The sequence below is a fragment of the Nostoc sp. LEGE 06077 genome, from assembly GCF_015207705.1.
GTDB lineage: Bacteria > Cyanobacteriota > Cyanobacteriia > Cyanobacteriales > Nostocaceae > Nostoc_B.
The window spans coordinates 23,379-43,889 of the sequence record NZ_JADEWI010000034.1; the positions used below are offsets into that span (position 1 = coordinate 23,379).

The following is a 20,511-nucleotide window of genomic DNA, read 5'->3' on the forward strand; positions in this document are numbered from 1 at the left end:
ATTCTGCATTTATTAATTACGAATTACGCATGATTAATCATGGCTTTATTTGGCAGATTCGTTACAAGATTGGGGTGTAAACTCTAATACATACAGGGTAACTACTCAGTACGCATTACCCATTACGGATTGAGAAAGACTTAATGCTTGGCAATGCAGCCAGTTGTGCGATCGCAGCGTCAAAATAGTATTATATGTTTAATCATCAAAGATATGACTATATTTCCTCACTACATCCCGCAATCTGATCCGCCGCGTCCTCCTTGGGAAACGCTGCCAACAATGTATGATTTACCCAGCGATAACCCAGAGGAACCAGGTTTGCCAGACGATTTTCATTTTTTACAACCGTTACTTTTATATTTAACTTTTCAACCCATTAATTGGAACCCAGAGTTGGTTTATAGTGCTGCTGACCTCAATCTTTATTATGATTTGCAGCATCCTTTATGGTATAAACGCCCAGATTGGTTTGGGGTTGTGGGAGTAAAAAAACTCTACAAAGGTGAAGATTTGCGGTTAAGTTATGTCACTTGGCAAGAAACTGCAAATCCTTTTGTGATTGTGGAATTATTATCACCCGGCACAGAAGTGGAAGACTTAGGAACCAGCGAAAAAGCAGAAGATAAACCGCCGAGTAAATGGGACGTTTATGAAAAAATTTTGCGGATTCCTTACTATATTGTTTTTAGTGGTTATACCAATCAACTCCAGGCATTTGGGTTAGTTGGTGGTCATTATGAACCAATAAATTTAACTAATGGACGCATACTTATGCCAGAGTTAAGTTTAAGTTTGGGTGTATGGCAAGGTGCATTTCGAGATATTGAAAGATTATGGTTACGGTGGTTCACCCTAGAAGGGGAATTGATACCTGAACCTACAGAAGAAGTTGCGGCGGCTAATGAACGGGTAATGATTGCTGAACAGAAAGCAGAAAAATTAGCTGAACGGTTACGTCAATTGGGTGTAAATCCCGATGAGATGGAATAAACCCCTAGATAGACTTGCGATCGCTCAAAGATTGTCACAATTAATCACAAGAATAGTTATTTTTGGACAATCAAACCTATGGGCTTCGGTATTGGTGATTTATTCTGGATTTTTCTGCTGCTTTCTTCTCTACAACCCCTCTGGCAAAAACGCCAAGTAGAATATCGGCGTGTTCGCAGCCTCCAAGAATTCCAGCAGCAACGCAAAAGCCGGGTGATTTTGCTGATACATCGGCAAGAATCCATCAGCTTACTGGGTATTCCTATCTCCCGCTACATCACAATTGAAGACTCAGAACAAATCCTGCGGGCAATTCGCCTCACCCCGCCAGATGTTCCGATTGATTTAATCCTGCACACTCCCGGTGGTTTGGTACTCGCTACCGAACAAATAGCTAGGGCATTAATTCGTCACCCTGCAAAAGTCACCGTTTTTGTCCCCCATTACGCCATGAGTGGCGGCACAATGCTGGCCTTAGCTGCTGATGAAATTGTGATGGATGCTAATGCTGTATTGGGGCCAGTTGATCCCCAGTTAGGAAATTTCCCCGCAGCCAGTATTTTAAAAGTAGTTAAAGATAAACCTATCGGTGAAATTGATGATCAAACTTTGATCATGGCAGACTTGTCAGAGAAGGCTATTCAACAAGTACAACGCTTTGTGCGGACTCTGCTGAAAGATAATATTCCTCAACAAAAAGTTCAGCCAGAAAATATTGAACCGATTATCGAAGCTTTGACAACCGGACGAGTTACTCACGATTATCCCATCACAGTGGAAGAAGCCACAGAAATGGGGTTGCCCATCACCGTCGGACTACCCCGTTCCATTTACGATCTGATGGATTTATATCCCCAACCCCAGGGAGGACGGCCAAGCGTACAGTACATTCCCATGCCTTACGATGACCGTCGTCCAATTTTACCAACGCCCAAAGGTAGACCTTTAGAAGAAACTAATCAAAGACTACAGTGAACAGTGAACAGTAAAAAGTGAACAGTAAACAGTTAAATCCTTGGGTCTAAGTCCCCCAGATGTTACTGAGCTTGTCGAAGTATACGCTGTCTGGACTGATAACTGATAACTGATAACTGATTTAAGGTGTTGGTGTCGCTGTTGGTGTTGGTGTTTCTGTTGATGTCGTCGTTGGTGTTGGTGTTGGTGTTGGTGTAGTTTGTGGTTTAGCTGTTGGTGTCGCTGTTGGTATCGCTGTTGGCGTAGTTTGTGGTTTAGACGTTGGTTTAGCTGTTGGTTTAACCGTCGGCTGGGGTGACGATGGAGATTGAGGCTTACCTACAATTTCCTTTGCGTCTGCATTTAGCTTCTGACGGAGTGCTAAATTAGCAATTCCCGTTTCTTGAAGCTGATTTTTTTTCTGATATTCCTTAATTAACTGTTCTGTACGCGGGCCAAAGAATTGATCACGCGGGAGAGGGGGATTTGCTTTAAGTACTAAATTTAAATTAGCTTGCAGGATTTGCACGATGTCGGCAGCTAAATCTTGGGTTTTGGGGCCTGCTATACCGTCAACACTAAGCTTGTAGCCTTTTTGAAAATCTCGGATGGCCTTTTTCGTTTCCTCGTCTGTTAGAGGTGTATTCGAAACTTTCACTTTGTAACCTAGCCCATGCAACACAGCACGTAATTCTTGAGGCGTATAGTTACGTTGACGAGCAGCAAAGGAACTGCCAGCAATTAGTACACTGGTACTTACTAAGCAAGTAGCGGCAATAATTGCGCTGGTTTTATTAAACCCACACCACATATCTCAAACTCCTTGCAGTTAAATCAGCATTATATGATTAACAGGTGCATTTTACGTTTCTTGAAGACTGTTGTCTCAATGTTTAATCATTTGTGATTAATTAAAATTAACTAATCTATATTGATATAAAATTTTTGCAATTTTGCTTAAGAAGTATTGAGATTTTCTATTTCCTCTGCTCAACTCTCTAGTTGGGTTATAACTAAATACTTAAAGCTTGTATAATCTAAAACAAAAAAATGGTTAATCAAACATTGCCAAAACAAAAGAACCTTTGGTTTGAAAGATTGATGGCATTGCTTGCCACAGTCAACTTAGGCTTAGTTATGTTTGATTTGACTTATGTACAATGGCGTGATTTCTACTTGCGGAGATTACCTAAAGTTACCCAAATATATGATCCAATTAAAGGCATCGCTGCCCATAGAGAAACCCAAAGTTATTTACAAGCCGTAGATGCACTCAAAGAACAGATAAGTCAGACAGGTTTAACATCACCACAGGCAAAGGCAAAGCTAGACGAACTCAGTCGCCTGAGTGTCGAGATGATTGATACCAACCCGTTTGCTGGGGTTGGCAAAAGTGGTACTCTAGAAAAAATTAAAAACCGGATGCGCGATCGCATCGGTAAAGATTCCGCCAAGCAGTCCTTTAACACTTTCTGGAGTCAAGCTTATCTCTCCGAAAAAGGCTGGAATCAAGAATTTACTTTTTTTAATCAAAAAATTAGTCCGTTAATTGGTAGCAACTACTACCGCCAAATTGGGGAAAATAGCGAATATTTCGATGATTTTTGGCTGATAGACCTACCATTTATCACGATATTTGCTATTGAGTTTCTGGCACGTATATTTTATATCAAACGTCGTCATCCTGGTTCCGGCTGGTTAAATGCCATATCTTACCGCTGGTATGACTTATTTTTGCTCATCCCATTTTGCCGTTGGTTGCGAGTTATACCTGTAGTCGTCCGGCTTGACCAAGCCAAACTATTAGATCTCCAACCATTACAGCACCAAATTAATCAATCAGTTGTCGCAAATTTTGCCGAAGAACTCACAGAAATTGTCATCGTGAGGGTAATCAACCAAATTCAAATCTCGATTAAACAAGGGGATTTCACCCGGTGGATATCGCAACAAGAGAACTTACGCCCTTATGTCGATATCAATAATGTCAATGAAATAGAAGCGATCGCCAGCCTTCTCGTGCAAACCGTTGTCTACCAAGTTTTACCCAAAATTCAGCCTGACTTAGCGGCGATTTTGCGCCACAACATCGACATGGTGTTAAATCAAGTTCCCATGTACCGCAACCTCCAAGCCTTCCCCGGAATTGGACAAGCCCAAACCCAACTCAGCGAACAACTAGCAACTCAAATCACCAGCAGCTTATACAGTGCTTTAGTCAGCGCCATCCAAGATCCTGAAGGTGCAAAACTCACAAATCAACTTGTGCAAAGTTTCACCACCGCCTTAGGCGCAGAAGTGCAGCAAAAAAAAGTAATTGCCGAAATTCAAAGCTTATTATTTGATTTCCTTGAAGAAGTCAAGCTCAACTACGTACAACGCCTCTCCCAAGAAGATATCGAGACAATCGTCGAGCAAACCAGACAGCTAAGAACACAACCATACATTCAGCCAATAGTAGAGCAAAGTTCTGCGATCGTGGAAAAAAAGTATGAAGTATGAAATTTCATTCTTTTGCCTCCTGCCCCCTGCCTCCTGCCTTTTGACCATTGACTATTGACTCTTAGAGAAATGCGCTACACTCAATTTAGGGCGAACTATCATCAGTTCGTTACAAGACTTCTTGGAAGATATCCCTATCGCAGGAAGTGGGTCGAAGCCCACTTTTTTTATTGAAATTTCGCATGACTCATCCGTTAGTCCCACAAATTATAGATTTGGCGACACCAGTAGCAACAGAACTGGGATTAGAAGTCGTTGGCGCAGTTTTTCACACTAACCAACGTCCACCCGTATTGCGGATCGATATCCGCAATCCCCAGCAGGATACTGGTTTGCAGGATTGTGAAAGGATGAGCCGCGCTTTAGAACCCTGCTTAGATGCGGCGGAGATCATTCCAGATGCCTATGTTTTGGAGGTGTCTAGTCCAGGTATTTCGCGGCAATTGGTAACTGACAGAGAATTTATTTCCTTCAAAGGATTTCCTGTAATTGTCACCACTTCGCCACCCCACGACGGACAACCAGAGTGGAATGGTCAGTTGATTCGCCGGGATGAAACCAACATTTATTTAAATCAAAAAGGTCGGGTAGTAGAGATTCCTCGTTCTCTTATTACTAGGGTGCAACTAGACGAACGTCGATAAACGAGGGTTTAGGGTCTAGAAGAGATTAGCGGCTAGAGACTAGGGAGTAGAGTCAAACTTATCTCTAATCCCTATTCGTTAATGCTCAATTTTAGCTTTCTATTTTCTCAACCCTAGCCCCTATTCCCTATTTTCTAAAGGAGATTGCTTATGTCAATGGTTAGTCTACCAGGATTAAAAGAATTAATTGAAAGCATTAGTCGTGAACGAAATTTGCCTCGTTTGGCAGTTCAATCAGCAATTAGAGAAGCACTGCTAAAAGGTTATGAGCGTTATCGTCGCGCTCAAAATTTAGAACGCAAGCAGTTTGATGAAGATTACTTTGATAATTTTGAAGTCGAACTCGATATCGATGACGAAGGATTTCGCGTTCTCTCCACAAAAACCATCGTTGAAGAAGTTAGTAACACCGACCATCAAATTTCCTTAGACGAAGTGCAACAAGTCGCCCCAGAAGCTCAATTAGGAGATTCTGTCGTTTTGGATGTCACCCCCGACCAAGGAGAATTTGGTCGGATGGCAGCTATGCAAACCAAGCAAGTGCTGGCGCAAAAATTACGGGATCAACAACGCCAAATGGTGCAGGAAGAGTTCCAAGATTTAGAAGGAACTGTACTGCAAGCCAGAGTTCTGCGATTTGAAAGACAATCGGTAATTTTAGCTGTCAGCAGTACTTTTGGTCAGCCAGAAGTCGAAGCCGAATTACCCAAGAGAGAACAGCTACCAAACGATAATTATCGAGCTAATGCCACCTTTAAGGTGTACCTGAAGAAAGTTTCTCAAGGGCAGCAACGAGGGCCACAACTTCTCGTATCCCGTGCTGATGCTGGGTTAGTCGTTTATTTATTTGCCAACGAAGTCCCAGAAATCGAGGACGAAGTAGTACGAATAGTCGCCGTAGCGCGAGAAGCTAATCCGCCATCTCGTTACGTCGGCCCCCGAACTAAAATCGCTGTAGATACCTTAGATCGCGATGTTGACCCTGTAGGTGCTTGTATTGGCGCACGGGGATCAAGAATTCAAGTAGTAGTGAATGAGCTACGCGGCGAAAAAATTGACGTGATTCGCTGGTCTCCAGACCCAGCAACATATATTGCCAACGCCTTGAGTCCCGCTAGAGTCGATGAAGTCCGGCTGATGGATCCAGAAACGCGGCAAACTCACGTATTAGTAGCCGAAGACCAGCTGAGTTTGGCAATTGGCAAAGAAGGACAAAACGTTCGCCTCGCAGCCCGCCTGACTGGTTGGAAAATAGATATTAAAGATAAAGCCAAATATGACTATGTGGGCGAAGACACCAGATTTGCCGCTGCGCGTGCTAAAGCTCAACTAGAGCAAGAAGAAATGGATCTAGAGGACGATGACGAACTAGAAGATGATGATATGGAATTAGACGAATTTGATGAGCAAAATCAACAAGATTTAGACGATGAATCTTTTGCTACGGGTGAAGACGATTAATTTCTTAGTTAGGGACAGTTCTGGTAATATTTACCTCAGTAAGAGTTTTAATAATTACTTGTGAAAAGATGAGGTATAAGTCAAAAGTTAGCTATACTAGCTGGACTTTCCTATAAAAATAATGACTGGTAATTTCTTGATGAAATCAATAAAAAATCCAAAATTGCTCAATGGGGTAAATCAAAAATCCAAAATTATTTGACCCCATGCCGATCAAAAACTGATGAAACCGAATTATCGGCGTTGTATTAGTTGCCGCAAAGTCGGCTTGAAGCAAGACTTTTGGCGGATTATCCGCGTCTTTCCGTCTGGAAAGGTACAATTAGATCAGGGCATGGGGCGTTCTGCCTATATTTGTCCGCAAGCAAGTTGTTTGCAAGCGGCAAACAAAAAGAATAGATTAGGGCGATCGCTACAAGCTTCAGTGCCAGAAACACTGTATCAAACATTGTGGCAACGTCTAGCCCCAAGTCATCAACAAAATCAAATATCAGGTTGAAAAACTTTGTGGCGGTAATCCCCAGAGGATTGTAACGAAAGCCGAACTGTTCGCGCTGAAGATACACCCTCTGCAATTGTTGAGGTTAGTGCCAAAATAGTAAATGGGTGTAGTCAGCACGCGGCTCTTTAATTTAAAAAGGAACGAAGCAATACTCCCAAAAAGTTTTACTCGATTGTGTTGTGGAAGACTCAGAATCAGCAAAACAAAAAACTAAAGAATGGCAACCTGGTAGCGCTCAGGCGCAGTTCGGCATCATCAGTTCGCATAAAAAGTTTTTATGCGAACCAGTCAACCGCCATTTTTGGCGCAGATGCCAACGTTAACCCGAAACATCTCTCTTTCCTGATTGGAGGCACCGGCAAAATTACCAAGGGCAACCGAAAAACAGTGATCTAAGGATGGAGATGTCGCACTCCCAGGCAACCATCCGCCAAAAAACTGTAAATTAAAGGGGAAGAGTGGATGAACAACGGCAAAGTTAGAATCTATGAATTATCAAAGGAATTGAATTTGGATAACAAAGAGCTATTAGCAATTTGCGACCAGCTCAATATTGCGGTCAAAAGCCATAGCAGCACAATTTCAGAATCAGAGGCAGAACGAATCCGGACGGCTGCCGAAAAATTGGCAGTAACGAATGGAACAGCTAAAAGAGAACTAGGAACTACCACCCAAAAACCAAATTCACCCCAAACTGGCTCTCATAGCCGGCCTGCACCACCACACAAACAACAAATTTTGGAAATTCGTAAACCCAAAATATTGAGAAATCCTAACACCAATGCCCCAGAGGCATCAGTTGCTACTGATAATCAATTTGCTTCTTCTGAAGGCAATTCTCCAGCACCTCCACGGCCCTTCGCTACACCAGTCTCATCAATGAAGCCGACGGCACCAACCCGACCTGTACCCCGGAATCAGTCTGAGAACTCACAAGCACCTGCTGTCACAGACGCAACCCCAAAACCGAATACGCAAGTATCAGAAAATATAGCTGCGGAAAAACCAGAAAAAGCGCCATCGCACAAGCAAAGGCCAGAAAAACCACAAAAACCGCAACTATCTGCTCCACCTGCCAGACCAGAGGCAGAAACAGCCTCAATTAGTGGGCTGTCAATTTCAGCAGATAAACCGATCCTCAAACGCGAGCGCGACCAGGTGAAACCGACTAAGGCTGGTAAACCTTCTCAGGCTCCAACAGAAGCAGGACAAGCGCCAGCGCCCAAACAAAGTCGTCCGACCCCTGGGCCTGTTAAACCAGAGCAGCGAACGAACCGACCACCAGGGTCAGGATCATCAGACGGGCCACGTCCTCAAAGACCAGTGCGTCCATCAGAACCCACAGCAGCCCCACTTGCTACTCCACCTAGCAGGCCAGCAGCTGGAGCAACAGCGAAAATGGGAGTCGATGATGATGCTGTAGTTCCAGATATCTTAGACTTGAAACGGCCAACACCGCCTCGTCTAGCCAAAGGTGGGAAAAAATGGCAAGAAGAGGAAATAATTGACGAAGTTAAAGAAAAAGCAGGCAAGGGAGGCCCCAAAGGTAAGCGGGTCAAACCAATCCTGGAGGATGACTTTGAAGATGATGATCTTCTAGATGAAGAAGGTCTAGATATCCCGGCTACTATCCAGGCCAGTCTTTCTATCGCTCGTCCACCCAAACCAAAAGCAGCGCGACCGGCACAACCTGTAATGGCAGCGGCGATCGCAGCGCCAACTTCTAGAGCTAATAAAAAAGCTAATAATTCTCATCGTGGTGAGCAAAATCGTCGTCAAGAAGCAGAGCCAAAACGCGATCGCCCAGAAAAAATCGTGGTCACAGGCCCGTTGACAGTGCAAGAACTCGCCAACGAATTAGGCGTTGCGGATACAGAGATTGTAAAAATCCTGTTCCTCAAAGGGATGGCGGTGAGTATTACGCAAAATCTAGATATCCCAACCATTACCTTGGTGGGTAAAGAGCTAGAAATAGAAGTAGAAACTGCCGAACCAGAGGCAGAGGCACGTAAGGTCACAGAAATGATCGACGTGGCAGATTTAGAACACCTCATTCGTCGTCCGCCTGTTGTGACCATCATGGGTCACGTAGACCACGGTAAAACTACCCTACTTGACTCGATTCGCAAAACCAAAGTTGCAGCGGGAGAAGCTGGTGGTATTACTCAACATATCGGTGCATACCATGTGGACATCGAACATGACAGTAAGCTGCATCAGATAGTATTTTTAGATACTCCTGGTCACGAAGCCTTTACTGCTATGCGGGCGCGGGGTGCGAGAGTAACAGACATCGCCATTTTAGTAGTGGCAGCAGATGATGGTGTCCGTCCCCAAACAGTGGAAGCCATCAGTCACGCACAAGCCGCAGAAGTGCCAATTGTTGTCGCCATTAACAAAATCGACAAAGAAGGCGCACAGCCAGACAGAGTTAAACAAGAACTCACTCATTATGGTTTAACCCCAGAAGAATGGGGTGGTGAAACCATCATGGTTCCAGTCAGTGCAATTAAGGGTGAAAACCTAGATACACTTCTGGAGATGATTCTGTTAGTCGCAGAAGTTGGAGAACTATCTGCTAACCCCGATCGCCTTGCTAGAGGCACAGTCATTGAAGCGCACCTAGATAAAGCCAAGGGAGCAGTTGCTACCTTGCTAATCCAGAACGGTACTCTCCGTGTAGGAGATATACTGGTAGCTGGTTCCGCCTTTGGTAAAGTCAGGGCAATGGTCGATGACCGCAGCCGCAGAGTTGATGCAGCTTCACCTTCTTTTGCCGTTGAGGTACTAGGATTAAGTGATGTACCCGCAGCCGGGGATGAATTCGAGGTTTTCAACAACGAAAAAGAAGCCCGTTCCATTGCCAGCGATCGCGCCGACAAACAACGTCTGTCACGATTGTTACAGGGACGTGTTACCCTCACAACCATATCGGCTCAAGCACAAGAAGGCGAGTTGAAAGAACTCAACTTAATCTTGAAAGGCGACGTGCAAGGTTCTGTCGAAGCGATCGTTGGTTCGCTGAAGCAAATCCCCCAAAACGAAGTACAGATCAGGATGCTGTTAGCATCCGCTGGGGAAATCACCCAAACAGACATTGACTTAGCTGCTGCCAGTGGCGCAGTTATCATTGGCTTTAACACCACCTACGCTAGTGGTGCAAGACAAGCCGCTGATGAGGCTGGTGTAGATGTCCGGGAGTATAACATTATCTATAAACTCCTCGAAGATATCCAAGGAGCCTTGGAAGGTCTGTTGGAACCAGAATTGGTCGAAGAACCCCTCGGTCAGTGCGAAGTTCGGGCTGTCTTCCCAGTTGGCAAGGGAGCCGTTGCCGGTTGTTATGTGCAGTCTGGCAAGCTAGTGCGGAACTGCAAACTGCGTGTGCGTCGTGGCGGTAAGGTAATTTACGAAGGTGTTCTTGACTCCCTCAAACGGATCAAAGAAGATGCTCGTGAAGTCAATGCTGGTTACGAATGCGGTATTAACGTAGACAAATTCCATGACTGGGTGGAAGGCGACATTATTGAAGCCTACCAGATGGTTACTAAACGCCGTACTCTCACATTGACAAGATAGTGGTCAACACTAAGTGCTGAGTTCAAGTCAAAGTTTAAGTGTGTTGAACTGAAAATAAGTTAGTTCCACACTCAAAACTTTAAATTTAAACTCAGCACTCAGCAACTGCTAAACACCCTACGATCGCTAACAGCACTCCAGACTTTAATATGTCCTCGTTTCGCTCTGAACCTATATTGTGGATTCACATTGCCGGATTAGCAACACTGCCAATTTTTTTGGTGTTGTGCTTATTATTCTTAGCTATAGGTGAGCCACTCTTACCCGTGTGGGGAGAGCTATTATTAGTAGCCACTATTGGCGTTGCCCCACTGTTATGGATGCAGCTACGCCGTCCATTTTATATATATTCTCTTTTAGGAATAGCGCTCAAACCCGAAAATCTGACTGAGCAACAGCGTAAAATACTTTGTTTAATTAATACTAAGTTAAACCGAGTGCTGTCTTTGGTAACAGCAATAATATTAACTGTGGTACTGTGGCAGCTTTACAAGGTTGTTCCCCAAGTACAACATTTAGTCCGCTTTTTGCCCCAGTGGCGTGGCTTAGGTCTAGTGTTGGCGGCTTTAGCTTTTTTAGCCAGTAATTTATTTTTACAAGTTCCCGTGAGTGTGGCACGAATTTTAGTGACAAATGACACAGAATTTGCAGCCATAGAACCGTTATCTTTAGAAAAGATTAAACATGAGTTCACTATTTTAGGGGTGCAAGTTAATCAAATTTTACCCAGGTTGTTTCAATCCTTAATCAGGATCAATAGAAACTCGCAGCAGCCCTAAACATCGGAACCTAATCAATATTTCGCCGAGTATACACTGTCTCATAGAGGCAGGTTTGTATTTGCTCAAAACGAAAACTGCCATAACTGTTAAAGTTGAGGAATAAGGGACTATGACTCCAACTCCTGCTGCAAGTAATCTCCCATATCCTGCTGATACCGAAATTTGGTATAGCCTTAAATGTGCGATCGCTACCAGTTCCGGTTTTCAACGTTGGCAACTAGAACGTGATTCCCAGTTACATGGGTTGCGCCTGGAACAGCAAGTACAAAAATATTTAAGAGAAACTTTAGAAACTTTGGCTTACTAAAACAATCAAATTAATCTGGGCTACTTGCTCTCAAGCAGCAAGTTTCAAGGGAAGCATTCTTATAGTGCTTCCCTTTAGTATTAACTAGCAAAATTACAAAAATTTTTGTTCATCATTCTTTGTGCGATCGCACTCTGAGCAACTGTGTCAAATTAGTGATCGCACTTTTGGTGATGGGGTTGATGTAGGTGATCGCTCTCTGAGCAACTGTTTCAAATCAGCGATCGCACTTCTGATAATGGGATTAATGTGGGCGACCGCTTTGGTCTGTTTCTGAAACGCTTAAGTTGAAAATAAGTTGAAAATAACTTGCTAAAGTTGCCTGGTGTCATTAGAGGAAAGTAGGCAAACTGGAATATGTAACTACTACATCGCACCTTACAAGTAAATCAGAATATACCTCAATGGAAAAATTATTTGAGGTTTTCAATCTCAATATGTTTTTCCATATTTTGTGGAAGTAGAAACCACACCCGTAGAAGACTTAAATATTGCATTTGTAAGGATAAACCACAAAAAAAGCATATACACAAATAAAAGGTAACAGAGAAATGTCTAATACAGATAACAGAGAGAAGTCTAAAAAAAGTTTTCCTTGGCTTTATTGGCTGATAGGATTACTTACTTTGAAATTTGTTTTTCCTGCGGTTGCAAATATGATGAAGCCAAATCAGGAAAAAAATCAACAAATAGAACAGCAAATACAGCAAGAACGACGAGAACAACTGCAACGATCACAATACAGATAACTACACTATATAAAACGTTCATGACTTACGTAATTTGCACAGTGCGATCGCCTCCTTAGCAACTATCTCAAAGAAGCAATCGCTCTTTGAGCAACTATATCTAATGAGTAATGTCTAGCGACAAGAAGCAGAGCTTATACACACTTGTGATGACGGTGCCACTTCAAATACTAAAGAAGCAGATAATATGGAAGATTTACTACTTGGACAAGCAAAAAAACTGGTACAAGCTATGGATAAAACTGTAGATGATAATCTGCCTCAACATATTGCGGACATTGTAAAGTTTCATTCCAAGGGTGCTGCAATAGCAGCCCTCGCTTCTGCTTGGGTTCCAGGTGCTGGAGGAATTGCAGCCACCGCTATTTGTGCAGGTTTTATATGGACTATGTATGGGAAAATAGGTGCAGAGATAGATTTACCAATTTCTAAAAACATTTTAAAGTCCCTCGCATCTGGGGTGGTGACTAACATTGCTTCAGGCATTGTTGGTGTGATTGCTTTATCAACAGCATTTTCAATTTTTCCTGGATTAGGAAATATCGGAGCATCGGTGATTATGGGAGGAACTTCCTATGCACTGACATTAGCATCAGGTTATGTCTATCTAAAGATTATGACTCAACTTTTTAGTAAAGGAATTGATCCAACAACGCTTAGTGAACAGGAATTAAAGAACATTGCTAAAACCGTTGCCAGCGATAGTGATGTGAAGGATGTAATCAAAGAGGCAAAAGAGGAGTTCAGGTCTAAAAACGAGCAAGGTGAATTCAAATACTCACAAAAACTCTAGAAGAAATTTTCTAATCAGGTTAAATACTTTTTCGGCGATCGCTCTCTTACCAACTGTCTTAAACAAGCGATCGCCTACAATAAAACCTACCTTACACCATCCACCGCCCCTAAAGCCAAAAGTGCAGATCGCTGCGCTGTTGTTAACCCAGTCACCCCCCTGATGTTCATCCCTTCATAAAGGCGATCTACCTTCAGGGTTTTAATGCACTCAAGAGTTTCCACATCCCACAGCTTAATTCCCTCATCTTGACTAGTATGAACCAAGATATTACCAACAGAATTAAAGCTAACAGAAGATTCTCCACTACTATGACTATGCAAGACTTTAACACACATAAAGTTATTGATATCCCACAGGCAAATTGTTTGGTCAGAACTGGCAGATGCCAAGGTGGAACCATCAGGGCTAAAACTGACTGACCATACAGTAGAAGTATGTGCTTGCAACACTTTTACGCAAGTAAAGTTACTGGTATCCCACAATCTAATTGAGTTATCAACACTGCTACTAGCGAGCATTTTACCATCAGGACTAAAACTTAATGACCAGACTCCATCAGTGTGACCTAGCAAAGTTGTTATAGATTTACCTTCATTCACATCCCACAACTTAACCAAGCAATCCTGACTAGCTGTAGCTAAAGTATTGCCATCTGGACTAAAGCTAACTGACCAGATGTCAGCAGTGTGACCTTCTAAGGTTTTTACACATCTATGCTCATGAATATCCCACAGCTTCACACTTGCGTCCCTACTGGCACTAGCCAAGGTTTGACCATCGGGACTAAAAGTAACATCAGTTACTCCACCGCTATGACCGTTAATGGTTGTAATACAATCACCAGAAATAACATCCCACAACTTAATGCTGTCGTCCTCACTGCCACTCGCTAGTAAAGAATCATTAGGACTAAAGCTAATTGACCATACCCGCTCTGTGTGACCTTGTAAAATTTTACTAGAGTATCCAGACGCAACATCCCATAGCCGAACTAAACCATCTAAACTACCTGTCGCCAACATACTATCATCAGGGTTAAAGCTGACCAAATGCGCCCCGTTAGTATGACCCTGCAAAGTTCTCACGCACACACCTTTACTTACATCCCATAAACGCACGGTGGAATCGTGAGCAGTACTAACTAAGGTTTGACCATCTAAACTAAAAGTGATTGAGAACACTTCACTGGTATGTCCGTGTAAAATTTTAGCGCACGTGCCTTGCTGCACATTCCACAACCTCACACTAGAGTCAAAACTACCCGTGGCTATGGTTTGACCATCTGAACTAAAGCAAACTGACCATACTTCATTTTTATGACCGTGAAATGTTTGGATGCAAGTACCTTTACTCACATTCCATAACCGGAGAGAGTGGTCACTACTGCCACTGGCAAGAGTTTTACCATCTGGACTGAAGCAAACCGAGCATACCTTAGCAACATGACCTTGCAAAGTTTTTATACAGATACCCGTACTGACATTCCACAAGCGAATGTCGGAATCATTACTACCACTGGCTAGGATAGAACCATCTGGATTAAACCTGACTGAACACACCCAAGCAGTATGACCATGCAATACATTGAGACACTTACCTCGAGCGACATCCCACAACCGAATTGAAGTGTCTTGACCACCACTTGCTAGAGTTTGACCATCGGGACTAAAACTGACAGACCAAACAATACCTGTGTGTTTCTCTAAAGTTTTGAGACAATTTCCTGTTTGTGTATCCCATAGTTTGACGAATCCATGATGACCACCACTGGCCAGGGTTTGCCCATCTGGACTAAAAGCAACTGTCCAAACCCAACTATCATGTGCCTTAAATGTCAACAAGTTTTTTCCATCTGCCATTTGCCACAAATGAATTTGCCCATCTATATCACCCGTAGCCAACAGTTTTCCATCTGGACTCAAGGCAAGTGAAAAAATACTCTTTAAGCTTGTAGCAAATACAGATTGATCAAAGGCTGTATTTTGGAAATTAACTCCGGCTAAATTTACACCCTGTAAGTCAGCTTGCCTAATGCTCAAATTGGAGAAATCATAACCGTGTAAATTTATTTGCAAATGCGTTAACAAATTGAAGACATTGCCCGCCGCATACCCAGTTAATATTGCAGCTTGATGTCTTTGCTGCTCTAATACATCCTGCAACAAAATTACCAACTTTTGTTGACTGCTTATCTCTAGCAACAATTGCTCCAGCAAAGGTTGCACAATTAATTGCTTTTGTGTCTCCCGGATGTAGTCTTTGCTTGTTGCTTTGATTAAAGCATGGGTTTGAAATAAGCCTAAACGGTCAGACTTTTCCCCTAATAATTGTTGACAAAGTTGTTTCACCAATCGCTGAGTACTATATTCCATCACGACTGGTTGTAGGAAAAAATGCTCGCCGCTTTTTTCAATTAATGACCGTTGCAATAGAGATTTAATTGCTGAAGGTACGAGACGTTGGGAAGAAGATGTCGCTATATCAGCAACTAACTCGGCGAGGGTTACTGGCTCTCGATTAATAGCCAGCCAATACATGAATTCCGCTTCTACTGCTGACAAATGGTAGAACTGCCGTTCTAACAAGTCACCAATGTCCTCAAAAATGAGTATCCCATGTTCCACATACTCTAAAACTGGGGCAATTCTACCGTCGAAAAGCTCTTGGGTTCCGGCGGCTACGATCTTGAGCGCTAAGGGATTACCTCCATAATGCTCGATGAGTACTTGCCATTCTCGTTCTGAACCCGTGAATTGTCCTTTTTGCTCGAATAACTGTTGTCCCTCGGTGGGATTTAATCCTTTTAATGGGAGCGATCGCACTCCTGTTCTGTCTCCTTCTAAGGGTACAATTTCTCTGGGTTTTTCTCTAGAAGTGAACAGAACACAACTATTATGAGGTACTTCGCCAACGCGCTTGAATAATTGACCATATCCCTCGTAACCAGGACGACATTGCCCTGCTTGACCACCAGAGAGAATTGTCTCAACATTGTCTAAAATCAGCAGACATCGGTTTGATTGCAAACATTCCATCAGCTTTGCTAGTTTGCTATCAAAGCTTTCGGGAATTACAATCTCCTTTTGCAACGCCAACAGCAAAGATTGCAGTATGTTGGTTATTTGCTCCTCTACTGGCGGTGCATTTTGCAGGCTGCGCCACACAACTACCTCAAATTCGCTTTGAATTTGCAGCCCCAACTTCACCGCTAAAGTGCTTTTGCCAATACCACCAATTCCCAGCAGTCCAACTAAACGACACTGTTCTTCTAATATCCATTGTCGTAGCTGCCATAATTCTTCACTGCGACCAAAAAATACAGATACATCTGGTGCTTCTGCCCAATCATATTGTGGATTTGCTTGTCGAGTTTCTAGTTCTTCTAAGGTTGGGGTAGGCCGGGTATAATCGCTTTGAGATAACTCCAGCCCAAAGGCTGCGAAGGCAGACTGCAAGGAACTTTTATCTACAGGTTCCAAACGTGCCAAAATTCTAGATATAGTGTGTAGAGCTAAACGGGTGCGATCGCTTAATTCTTCTAAAGAAAAGCTATCTCCAGCATTCTGCTCCCATTCTGCTTCAGCTTTGGCAGCTTGCAGTTTATCCCAGCCGTTACGAGTCAAAATTACCCCTCGGCTACGTCTAGCTTTTTGCTGTTTCATCTGGTTTAATCTGTTGAATTAACACTACTAGCCAACTTCAATTCACAGAAAGCTCTCAAGTTACAGAACAGCATTTAAATAGATATTATCCATATCAGTAAATTTACGATAGTAGTTAGGTTTAAGCAAATCTCATTTCTCTAATCAAACGTGAACTTTCGCCAGTCTGCGCTAGGGTAGAAATGGACACGTTACTAATAAATTCCTGCCTGTGCTTCCTTGTAAACGTCCAGCCGCCTTATTAAGTTTGGCTGTTTTACTTACCTCCCTAACAGCTTGTAACAACACTCCAGCCGCCAAAAATCTGGAAAAATCTTTGGCGGCTGATCCCCGATTGCAAGACAAACCAGTTGTCTTTGGAGAAGCGAGTCAAGGCGAACCACAATCAGCACAGAATGAAGCAACAGTCCAGCTTCCTGCGGATTTTCCCAGAGAGATTCCCTTATATCCCAATGCCAAACTTCAGGAAATTACACCTGCTAGTGGCTCAGAAAATAAAGTATCAACTCGCTGGTTGAGTTCCGATCCCAGCAATTTTATTACTAATTTTTATCGCAGCCAGTTGCAGGATAATGGTTGGCAAATCGTCCAACAGCCAGCCGATGATATTGGTACTTTTGAAGCGCGTCGCAATAATTTGCTAGTCAAAGTGTCCATTCAAGCTCAATCAGTCACAAATGCTGCACCTAATCAGCCACAAACAGCTACTAGTTTAGTAATTGATTATGCGCCTAATAGTTCTGAGACGGCGCAATCTACACCAACAACTAATAATAATGCACCTCAACCTGGCAATCCGCAGTTTATTGGCCCAGTAGCACCTAATACTGCAACCACCCAACCCAGCACTATACCTAATAATCCCACCACCACAGCCACTACACCCACACCAGGAGAATTTTCTGACCTCAACAAAGCACCACAAGAATTACGTCAACATATCCAAGACTTAGCTGCATTGGGTGTTTTATCTGTTGAATCGCCAGCCAATAAGGCTAATTCTAACAATCCAAACTTATTTGAACCAGGTAAAATCATCACCCGGCGAATGTATGCGCGTTGGTTAGTGGCGGCTAACAATGCAATGTATCCGAATAATCCCGCCAAGCAGATACGGTTAGCTGCGGAAACTACGCAGCCAGCTTTTAGTGATGTAGCAAAAACAGACCTGGATTTTGGTGCAATTCAGGGACTGGCTGAGGCTGGCTTGATTCCCAGTTCCTTATCAGGAGATGCAACTACGGTTTTATTTCGTCCCGATGCGCCTTTAACACGGGAGCAATTGATTTTATGGAAAGTACCTTTAGATACTCGCCAAGCTTTACCCACTGCCAATTTAGATGCAGTTAAACAAACTTGGGGTTTCCAAGATGTGGGGAAAATTGACCCGAAGGCATTACGAGCAATTTTGGCTGATTTCCAAAGTGCTGAACAATCAAATATTCGCCGAGTTTTTGGCTATACGACGCTATTTCAACCGAAAAAACCTGTGACTCGTGCCGAGGCTGCGGCGGCTTTGTGGTATTTCGGCACTGTAGGCGATGGAGTATCAGCGAGTGATGCTTTGAAGTTGAAGCGATCGCCCACATAATCACCTAATCTTACTTTTTCTTTGTACAACATTGGTACATCATAAATATTAAGTAAATATATTCAGTTGTCGCTGAATATTGCCATATTTATTCAGTAAGATTACATAAAATCTCTAATTCTAGCTACGGGGTTTTGCCATACCCCCAAAATACAGTCAGTACATTTACCAATCTCTTAACTAGATACGCAGCAATTAATATATCAAAAGCATGAAAAAACGACTGGTAGCAGCAGGCTTTGTGTTTTTATCCTTCATGTTGCCGCAGAAAGCTTCGGCTGCAAATTTTAGCCAGCTTTATGTATTTGGCGATAGCTTATCTGATACAGGTAATGTTTTTAATGCTACGGGTGGTGTCTTTCCACCAACTACCAGTTACTTTAATGGACGTTTATCTAACGGCCCTTTATGGGTGGAATATTTTGGCAATCAATTAGGATTACAGCCGACTTTAGCCACTACATTAAATACTACTATTCCCACCCAAGGCATTAACTTTGCCTTTGGCGGTGCTGCTTCTGGTGTGGGTAATGCGGTTGTACGTGATGCACCATTACCAGGAGTGTTAGAACAAGTAGGTTTGTTTGCCCAACCTCTCTTGGCTAATAACCAGACTGCTGATCCAAATGCGCTATATGTTGTGTGGGGTGGAGCGAATGACTTTTTATTCCCCAATCCCGAAGACTTAACAACACCAGTAAATAATATTGGTTTGGCATTAACTACTCTGGCTAGTGTGGGTGCAAGAAATATTTTGGTGTTTAACTTGCCAGATTTAGGGAAGCTTCCAGGATCGACAGTAGACAATCGAGACCCGGTAACTCTCACTCAATCAACCAATAATTTTAATTTTGGCTTACAAACAACTGTCGCGGCTTTAAACCAAAATCTCAATCTGAATATTATTCCTGTGGATGTAAATTCCCTGTTTAATCGAGCGATCGCCTCCCCATCAGAATTCGGTTTAAATAATGTTACGAAAGCTTGTCTATTAACGGTGAATTGTCTAAACAACCAAAATCAGTTTTTATTTTGGGATAATTTTCACCCTACTACCACTGCTCATAGATTTATCGCCGAGACTGCACTTGCCGCAATTCGCTCACAGCAAGTTCCCGAACCATCTGATGCGTTAGGACTGTTGGCGCTTGGTGCTTTAGGTGTAGCCGGAATGCTCAAACGCCAACAACAAAAGTCAGCGTTCAATCCAACAAATCAGGTTCTTGACGCACAATCATCTCGTATAAAGGTTGAAAGCTAAACCAACCTAAATTGTGTGAACCTACTTGGGAGTGTGCTAACTCCGCATATTCATGTTTGATTGGGCTAGGTTTGCCAGCAGCTTCAGCCAATAACTGCGCTTGACAAGAACGTTCCATTGTGATGAACCACCAAGCAGCTTCATCAACTGAATGCCCAACTGTAAGTAAACCGTGGTTCTTGAGGATAATAGCTTTGTTTTGTCCAAGGGTTTGGGCAATCCGCTGTCCTTCCTGCGGGTCAAGAACTACACCTGTATAGTCATCAAATAAGCTGTGGTCTTGGTAAAAACTACAAGCATCTTGAGTGAGGGGATCAAGCAGACGACCAAGACTCGACCAGCTTTTACCATAGATAGAATGAGCATGGGCGGCGGCAACTACATCCGGTCTGGCTGCATGAATTTGGGAATGAATGGCAAAAGCTGCACGATTAACTGGGCGATCGCCTATAATAACCTCACCTTCTTGGTTGACTAAAATCAGATCACTGACGCGAATTAAACCAAAGTGCATCCCAAAAGGGTTAACCCAAAAGTGTTCTAGATTTTCTGGGTCGCGTGCTGTGATATGTCCAGCTATTCCCTCATCAAAACCATAGCGGGAAAATAGGCGTAATGCTGCGGCTAATCGCTGTTTCCGGTGCAGACGTTCTTCTGGAATAGAGGTAAAGGTTGGTGGTTGCGGTGCGTTTGGTTGTTGTACAGATATTGCTTGCATAATTTAAGTC

The 20,511-nt window shown here is 43.1% G+C and carries 16 protein-coding genes; 13 read left to right on the forward strand and 3 right to left on the reverse strand.

Features of this window, described 5'->3' with window-relative positions:
• The first annotated feature begins 213 nt into the window (after positions 1-213).
• Complete coding sequence (locus tag IQ244_RS20005; RefSeq protein WP_193897406.1) at positions 214-993, forward strand: Uma2 family endonuclease; 780 nt, start codon at positions 214-216, stop codon at positions 991-993.
• A 78-nt stretch (positions 994-1,071) separates the two neighbouring features.
• Positions 1,072-1,968: an SDH family Clp fold serine proteinase gene (locus IQ244_RS20010; protein ID WP_193897317.1), complete on the forward strand. Its 897-nt coding sequence runs from the start codon at positions 1,072-1,074 to the stop codon at positions 1,966-1,968.
• Positions 1,969-2,089: 121 nt separating this feature from the next.
• Here IQ244_RS20010 and IQ244_RS20015 read toward each other — a convergent pair whose 3' ends face one another.
• Positions 2,090-2,758, reverse strand: a complete 669-nt coding sequence (locus IQ244_RS20015; protein WP_193897318.1) for a peptidoglycan-binding protein — start codon at positions 2,756-2,758, stop codon at positions 2,090-2,092.
• Between the two features lie 239 nt (positions 2,759-2,997).
• Between IQ244_RS20015 and IQ244_RS20020 the strand changes: the two genes are divergently transcribed.
• The 9 genes from IQ244_RS20020 (at position 2,998) to IQ244_RS20060 (ending at position 13,266) form a co-directional block, all read left to right on the forward strand.
• Positions 2,998-4,449: a hypothetical protein gene (locus IQ244_RS20020; RefSeq protein ID WP_193897319.1), complete on the forward strand. Its 1,452-nt coding sequence runs from the start codon at positions 2,998-3,000 to the stop codon at positions 4,447-4,449.
• 182 nt (positions 4,450-4,631) lie between these two features.
• A complete protein-coding gene (gene rimP / locus IQ244_RS20025) occupies positions 4,632-5,093 on the forward strand; it encodes a ribosome maturation factor RimP (protein ID WP_193897320.1) in 462 nt (153 codons plus the stop codon).
• A 150-nt stretch (positions 5,094-5,243) separates the two neighbouring features.
• Complete coding sequence (nusA, locus tag IQ244_RS20030) at positions 5,244-6,554, forward strand: transcription termination factor NusA (protein WP_193897321.1); 1,311 nt, start codon at positions 5,244-5,246, stop codon at positions 6,552-6,554.
• 223 nt (positions 6,555-6,777) lie between these two features.
• Entirely contained in the window at positions 6,778-7,053 is a 276-nt protein-coding gene (locus IQ244_RS20035) for a YlxR family protein (RefSeq protein WP_193897322.1), read from the forward strand.
• 465 nt (positions 7,054-7,518) lie between these two features.
• Positions 7,519-10,635, forward strand: coding sequence for a translation initiation factor IF-2 (gene infB, locus IQ244_RS20040; protein ID WP_193897323.1), 3,117 nt, complete (start codon positions 7,519-7,521; stop codon positions 10,633-10,635).
• Positions 10,636-10,784: 149 nt separating this feature from the next.
• Positions 10,785-11,414 carry a low-complexity tail membrane protein gene (locus IQ244_RS20045; protein WP_193897324.1) on the forward strand — a complete coding sequence of 210 codons (630 nt, stop codon included), beginning with the start codon at positions 10,785-10,787 and terminating at the stop codon, positions 11,412-11,414.
• 112 nt (positions 11,415-11,526) lie between these two features.
• The gene (locus IQ244_RS20050; protein WP_193897325.1) at positions 11,527-11,724 is read left to right on the forward strand and encodes a hypothetical protein; all 198 of its coding nucleotides are present in this window, start codon (positions 11,527-11,529) and stop codon (positions 11,722-11,724) included.
• A gap of 551 nt (positions 11,725-12,275) precedes the next feature.
• The gene (locus tag IQ244_RS20055) at positions 12,276-12,473 is read left to right on the forward strand and encodes a hypothetical protein (protein WP_193897326.1); all 198 of its coding nucleotides are present in this window, start codon (positions 12,276-12,278) and stop codon (positions 12,471-12,473) included.
• Between the two features lie 187 nt (positions 12,474-12,660).
• Positions 12,661-13,266, forward strand: a complete 606-nt coding sequence (locus tag IQ244_RS20060; RefSeq protein WP_193897327.1) for a hypothetical protein — start codon at positions 12,661-12,663, stop codon at positions 13,264-13,266.
• A gap of 86 nt (positions 13,267-13,352) precedes the next feature.
• Here IQ244_RS20060 and IQ244_RS20065 read toward each other — a convergent pair whose 3' ends face one another.
• Entirely contained in the window at positions 13,353-16,931 is a 3,579-nt protein-coding gene (locus tag IQ244_RS20065; protein ID WP_193897328.1) for an NB-ARC domain-containing protein, read from the reverse strand.
• A gap of 211 nt (positions 16,932-17,142) precedes the next feature.
• Between IQ244_RS20065 and IQ244_RS20070 the strand changes: the two genes are divergently transcribed.
• Both IQ244_RS20070 and IQ244_RS20075 read left to right on the forward strand, forming a co-directional pair.
• A complete protein-coding gene (locus tag IQ244_RS20070; protein WP_193897329.1) occupies positions 17,143-18,522 on the forward strand; it encodes an S-layer homology domain-containing protein in 1,380 nt (459 codons plus the stop codon).
• Between the two features lie 211 nt (positions 18,523-18,733).
• Positions 18,734-19,783 (forward strand): SGNH/GDSL hydrolase family protein, encoded by a 1,050-nt coding sequence (locus tag IQ244_RS20075; RefSeq protein ID WP_193897331.1) that lies wholly within the window; start codon positions 18,734-18,736, stop codon positions 19,781-19,783.
• Here IQ244_RS20075 and IQ244_RS20080 read toward each other — a convergent pair.
• Positions 19,725-20,501: a class II aldolase/adducin family protein gene (locus tag IQ244_RS20080; protein WP_193897333.1), complete on the reverse strand. Its 777-nt coding sequence runs from the start codon at positions 20,499-20,501 to the stop codon at positions 19,725-19,727. The two genes, IQ244_RS20075 and IQ244_RS20080, sit on opposite strands and share 59 nt — an antisense overlap.
• Positions 20,502-20,511 lie beyond the last annotated feature (10 nt).